The sequence below is a fragment of the Streptomyces sp. NPDC058964 genome, assembly GCF_042741275.1.
Classification (GTDB): domain Bacteria; phylum Actinomycetota; class Actinomycetes; order Streptomycetales; family Streptomycetaceae; genus Streptomyces.
This window is the reverse complement of the sequence record NZ_JBHYKH010000532.1, coordinates 1-6060: the sequence shown is the minus strand read 5'-3', so window position 1 is coordinate 6060 and position 6060 is coordinate 1. Positions and strand designations below refer to the sequence as shown.

Sequence of the window (6060 nt, the reverse complement as noted above, 5' to 3'; positions counted from 1 at the left end):
CCAACCCCGGGGCGGGCCCGGGGCGCCGGGGGCGGGGGGTCAGACACGGAACTTCCCGGCCTTCACACACCGCATGGTGATGCGCTTCTCTGTCCGCGCCCCGCCGCTCGCCGCACGGCGACGGTCCGCGTCACGGCGGACCCTCGACCGGCGCGGGGCGGGACGCGGCGGTGCTGAAGCGGCCGGCACGGCGCCGCAGGTGACGATGGCCGGCGTAGTGCCTGGGAACCGGGGGTGCGGCGGCTGCAGCTCCGTAGAAGAGCCGTTTGCCGATTTCGATGAGGGCCAGGTAGGCGAGGATCATGCCGACCAGCGTGGCGAAGAACGCCCCGGGAAGCGGTTGGAAGCCCAGGGTGGGGGCGAGTGGGGTGGCGGGCAGCACCGCGCCGATCGTGACGACGCCGAGCGCGGCGAGAGTCAGCGGCAGGCTGGGGTGGCTGCGGAAGAACGGGATGCGCCGGGTGCGGATGGCGAAGATCACCAGGGTCTGGGTGGCCAGCGACTCGACGAACCAGCCGGAGCGGAACTGGGCCGGGCCGGAGTGGAAGACCCAGAGCATGACGCCGAAGGTGATGAAGTCGAACACCGAGCTGAGCGGCCCGAAGGAGATCATGAAACGGCGGATGAAGGCGATGTCCCAGTGCGAGGGCTTTCTCAGCTGCTCCTCGTCCACGTTGTCCGTGGGGATGGCCAGCTGGCTGCTGTCGTAGAGGAGGTTGTTCAGCAGGATCTGTGAGGGGAGCATCGGCAGGAAGGACAGGAACAGCGAGGCGCCCGCGGCGGAGGCCATGTTGCCGAAGTTGCTCGAGGTGCCCATCAACACGTATTTGATGGTGTTGGCGAAGATCCGGCGGCCCTCGGCCACACCGTCCGCGAGGACGTTGAGGTCCTTCTCCAGCAGGATGACGTCGGCCGCGTCCTTGGCGACGTCGGTGGCCGAGTCGACGGAGATGCCCACGTCGGCCGCGTGCAGAGCCAGCGCGTCGTTGACGCCGTCGCCCAGGAACGCCACGCCGCCGCGGCTGCCCCGTTGCGCGTGCACGATACGGGCCTTGGCCTCGGGACTCACGCGTGCGAAGACGGTGGTCCTGGTGATCGCCTCGGCCAGTTGTGCGTCGTCGAGGGCATCGACCTCGCTGCCGGTCATCGCGCCCGCGTCGGTGAGCCCCAGGTCATGGCAGACCTTGGCGGCGACCGTGGCGTTGTCACCGGTCACGACCTTCACCGCGATGCCCAGGTCGGAGAGTCTGCGCAGCGCTGCGGCGGCGTCATGCTTGGGCGGGTCGAGGAACACCAGCAGCCCGGCCAGGTTCAGTTCCCGCTCGTCCTCGGGCCCGACGGCCCGCGTTCCGGGGGCGACGGGCCGAGTGGCGACGGCGACCACCCGGTTCCCCGCGGCGAACTCCGCCGCCAGCGCGTCACGGGCCCCGGCAGGGACTTCGACGCAGCGGCCCAGGACGGTCTCCGGAGCGCCCTTGGTGACCAGAGTTGAACGGCCGTCCCTGTCCCGCACAAGGACCGAGATCATGCGCCGTTCGTGATCGAAGGGCAGCACCGCTGCCTGTGTGTACCCGTCCAGCGCAGCCCGCTCGTCCGCAGCGGCCGGAGACCGCCACAGGGCCTGGTCCAACGGATTCCCACCGACGTCCCGCGCATCCCGCGCCGCGTTCTCGGTACTGAGCAGCCCCCACCGCACCACCGCCCCGGAGCCGTAGCCGTCGGCGGGAACGGCACGCATGTACTCGATGCGGCCCATGGTGAGCGTGCCGGTCTTGTCGGTGAACAGCACATCGACGTCGCCCAGGTCCTCGATGCAGACCAGCCGCTTGACCAGCACCTTGCGCCGGCCCATCCGGCGCGACCCGGCGGCAAGGCTGGTCGAGACGACGGCGGGCAGCAGCTGCGGGGTGATACCGACCGCAATGGCCAGCGAGAACAGCAGCGCGTCGATGATCGGCTTGTGCAGGGCTACATTGATCACGAAGATCGAGGTGGTCAACGCGCCCGCGACGTAGACCAGCAGCAGCGAGAAGCGCCGCAGGCCGACCTGGAACTCGGTGTCGAGAGGGTGGGTGTCGAGCCCGGCGGCGATCTTGCCGAACTCGGCGTGCGCCCCGGTGGCCACCACCACCCCGCGGGCGGCGCCGGTCCGGACGACCGTACCCATGAGAGCGCACCCGGACAGTTCGGCCAGCGGGGTCCCGGCTGCGACCGCGGCGATGTTCTTGTCCACCGGCAACGACTCGCCGGTCAGCACCGACTCGTCGCACTCCAGGCCCGTGACCTCCACCAGCCGCAGGTCCGCCGGCACGACGTCACCCAGACGCAGTTCCACCAGATCACCGGGGACCAGCGACGTGACATCCACCAGCGTGGCCCGGCCCCCGCGCAGCGCCACGGCCTGGTGGTGGATCTGGGAGTGGAGCGCCTCGGCCGCCTTCTCGGCCCGGTACTCGTTGACGAAGCCCAGTCCCACGGACGCGCTCACGATCAGCCCGATGATCACCGCATCGCTTCGCTCGCCCACCAGGAAGGACGCGACGGCGGCCGCCACCAGCAGTCCGAGCAGCGGCGAGCGGAGCTGATGCCACAGCACGGGGAACACCCGGGCACGGTGCGTGGCGACCGCATTGGGGCCGAACCGAGCCTGGCGTCGCAGGAGCTCGTCGCCGTCCAGGCCCTCCCCGTCGACGACGCCGACCTCACGAAGAACGTCGTTCCCGGACAGGGCCGCCGCTGACACCACTCCGGGCGCGGGCCCAAGCAGCTGTGGCGGAGCGGAGACGCTCACTCCCGCCCGCCTCCGGACCTGGAGGGGCCGCCCCTGGGTGCGGAGTACCGTCCGGTCCGACGATCGTGGCACTGCTCGGGCATACGCATCGCCGCCCTGGGGCTGTCGCGCCCCGGTGAGGTGGCGGGGTCCACCGTCCGGGCGCGCTCCGGGGATCGGGCATCGCAGGCGTCTGCTCCTCCCACAGCCCCGTGACCGACGACACCTGCCCCCCGTGGAAGAGAGACGACCCGGCCCCTCATCTCTGCCGCCGGCCCGGCCGGACCGGCAGAGGCAGCCGACCGGCCCGGAGAGAACCGAGCCGCAGGCCAGTCGGGGCCAGGGGCGTCGGTACTCCTCTCCGCCAGAAGCCGCCCAAGGACCTGCATCTCAGCCCTCGGCTGCGCCGGCGTTCCTGCGGACGGCGCTGTGGACGTCGCGGATGAGGTGTTGTTGTGCCTCTGTAAGGCCGCAGGGCATGGTCTTTCCGGAGCCGGACTCGAAACGGTCACCGCCGATGGTCAGGTCCCCGAGAATGCGCTGGTCGGGGCCTCCCAGCGCGTGCACGACAAAGGTGGCCATGGAGTTGAGCAGCTGGCCGCCGGCGCAACCCCGGGCATCGCCGATGTCGCCGTGGAGACCGTGACCGCCCCATGCGGCCCGCTGGATGGTGAAGGGGGCACCGGTGCCGTGGTCCGGGATGCCGTCGCGGAACTGCATGCTGCCGTCGACTCGGATCAACGCGTAGATACTGGTCATGAGGGCCCCTGGATTCATGCGTCCGGTAGGCGTGATCCGCGAACGGCAAGCGCCGGGGCAGGGTGAGGCAAGGGAATGGGCCTGTCTGCTCGCCGTGCGGCTGTTTCCATCCTCCATCGATCCCGTGACGTGGGCCACCCTGCCGGGGCTGTGTCTGCCTCTCACCCGGCTACGCCCGGAATGGACCGGCGGCCCGCGGCGCAGGCAGCGAAGGTCCGCTCTCCCGGGACAGGGTCAGCACGCAAGGAGCGCCCCGACCGGGCAGTCCGACCATCTCCCCGTGGTTCTGCCAGCCCCAGGAGTCGTAGGCGGCTTGTCCGGCCCGGTCGGCCGGATGGAGCAGGGCGACTCCGATTCCGGCGCACCCATCGGTCAGCAGACGCTGTTGCAGACGGCGGCCGATGTCGCGGTGCTGAGCATGCTGGGGCGCCACGACCTGGGTGAGGAGCAGGAACCGGGCACAGCCGGTGAGCCGTTGGATGCTCTCCTGCAACCCTCTCTCGGACCATCCGCCGGAGCTCACCGGAAACCCGAAGGCACACCCCACCAGCACCGTCGTCTCGGCGACCAGCAGCGCGAAGCCAGGTCGTCGGGCGCTGACGGCCAGCCGCCGCAGGAAGTCGTCCCGCGTGGCGGGGCCCGCCACGGCCAGGTCGGCGATGTCCTCGCTCATGCCCTCCGCCTGGCGGCGAGTCAGTCTGCGCAAGCGGATCCCGTCCTTGACGACTGGCGCACCGGCGCGGTCTCCGCACGCCTGCGTCCCGCCGGCCGGTGGGCCCGCCGCAGACGTGTCCAGCAGGTCGCGGAGCAGGGTGGGCGGCACGGGGTGTGCCGTGGTCGCGAGGAGCAAGGGCGCGGAGCCGGTGACGGTGAGGAGCCGGGTGATCTGCGCGCACGGATGGTGCAGGTGCAGGCAGGCGTGCACCCGGCAGGCATGCCGTGACGCCGTCAGGAAGACGTCCAAACCCTTGGCGTCACAGGAGCCGACCGTGGTGAGATCGACGTCGATGGCGGTCATGCCGTCGCGCAGGCACTGCTCCAGCGCGGCCCGCAGCAGGGGCGCCGAGGCCGGCCAGATGTCGCCGACGAGCGTGACCAGGGCCCGCTCCCCCCGGTCACGCCGGTGGATGTCCAGGCGCCGCACGGTCATCACCCCCGCCTTCGGCCGGGAAACGCAACGACCGGGCAAGCGTGCGGAGTTGTTGCGATCGCGGCGGGCATGATGCCGACCCGTCTCCGCACCGCCGCTCGGACGGCCCGGGGTTCGTCTCTCGCCAAGGACGACCCGGCAGGACGGCCGGAGTGCGTGATGCCCTCGGTATGTCCACCGTACGCCGTCGGCCGCCTCGACCCGCAGCACCCGACGGGCTCACCCGAGTCGAGCGCACCGCCTGCCGAGCGGCCCATGGAGACTCGGGGGGCAGACGGCCCACTCGGTGAGGCACACTGCCGTACCTCACGCCCACCGGGTATCCGCTGCGGGCGGTCCCACACAAACCCGCCGCAGGTGTACCGGCTGCCCCGCTCACGCAGGGGCCGAAAACGAAGCAGCGTCCGAGCCGGCCGAAGCCGGTCCGGACGCTGCGCAGCAGGCCAGAGGGGGCAAACCCTCCCCTGCAGCCGTAGGCCCTGTGGGACTCGAACCCACAACCAATGGATTAAAAGTCCACTGCTCTGCCAATTGAGCTAAGGGCCCAGGCGGTGTTGCCCCCCTGAGCATAGCCGGACCGGGCCGCGTCTCCGATCGGGTATCGGGGACCCGGCCGCGTCGGACGGCAGAACAGGCCGAAACGGTTACGGATCTCCCCTCTCGGCGGCACCGGAACGGAACACCTCCGGGCGGCACGCCGAAGGGCCCGCACGACCGGAGTCGTGCGGGCCCTTCGTTGGTCACTCCGCGTCAGCCGTTGCGCTTCCAGCGCGGCTTGTCCTCGCGGCGGCCGAAGGAGCCGGTGCCGCGGTGGTCGTCACGACGGCCGTGGGGGCGGTCGTGACCGGCGGAACGGAAGCCGGGGCGGTCGTCACGGCGGTCCCGGTTGAACGGACGGTCGCTGCCGCGGTGCCCACCGCGCTCGTCCCGGCGGAAGCCGCCGCGGTCGTCACGGCGCTCGAACGAACGGCCACCACGGTCGTCACGACGCTCGAAGCCACGCTCGCGGTTGTCACGGTTGTCGCGGTCCCGGTTGAAACCGCCGCGGTCGTCACGACGTTCGAACGAACGGCCACCACGGTCGTCACGACGCTCGAAGCCACGCTCGCGGCCGAACCCGCCACGCTCGCGGTTGTCACGGTTGTCGCGGTCCCGGTTGAAACCGCCGCGGTCGTCACGGCGCTCGAACGAACGGCCACCACGGTCGTCACGACGCTCGCGGCGCTCGTACGACGACGAGGACGCGGAACGCTCCTCGCGGGCGCCACGGTCGACGTCCCGCGCGGCCGGCTGCTCCGGAACGGAGATCTCGACCGCCGCCTGAACCTCGGCCTCGGCCTGCTCCTGCGCCTGGGCCACCGCGGCCTCCGGGTCCTCACCG

3 protein-coding genes, 1 tRNA gene and 1 pseudogene are annotated in these 6060 nt (G+C 71.3%); all 5 read right to left on the bottom strand.

Annotated features, from left to right (window positions below):
- Positions 1–130: 130 nt before the first annotated feature.
- Entirely contained in the window at positions 131–2791 is a 2661-nt protein-coding gene (gene mgtA / locus ACFW2E_RS39350; RefSeq protein WP_384474618.1) for a magnesium-translocating P-type ATPase, read from the bottom strand.
- Between the two features lie 369 nt (positions 2792–3160).
- Complete coding sequence (locus ACFW2E_RS39345) at positions 3161–3529, bottom strand: hypothetical protein (RefSeq protein ID WP_384474615.1); 369 nt, start codon at positions 3527–3529, stop codon at positions 3161–3163.
- Between the two features lie 169 nt (positions 3530–3698).
- A complete protein-coding gene (locus ACFW2E_RS39340; RefSeq protein WP_384474612.1) occupies positions 3699–4679 on the bottom strand; it encodes an STAS domain-containing protein in 981 nt (326 codons plus the stop codon).
- A 473-nt stretch (positions 4680–5152) separates the two neighbouring features.
- Positions 5153–5225, bottom strand: a tRNA-Lys gene (locus ACFW2E_RS39335).
- Between the two features lie 204 nt (positions 5226–5429).
- A pseudogene (locus tag ACFW2E_RS39330) lies at positions 5430–6060 on the bottom strand (RNA helicase); the annotation flags it as partial.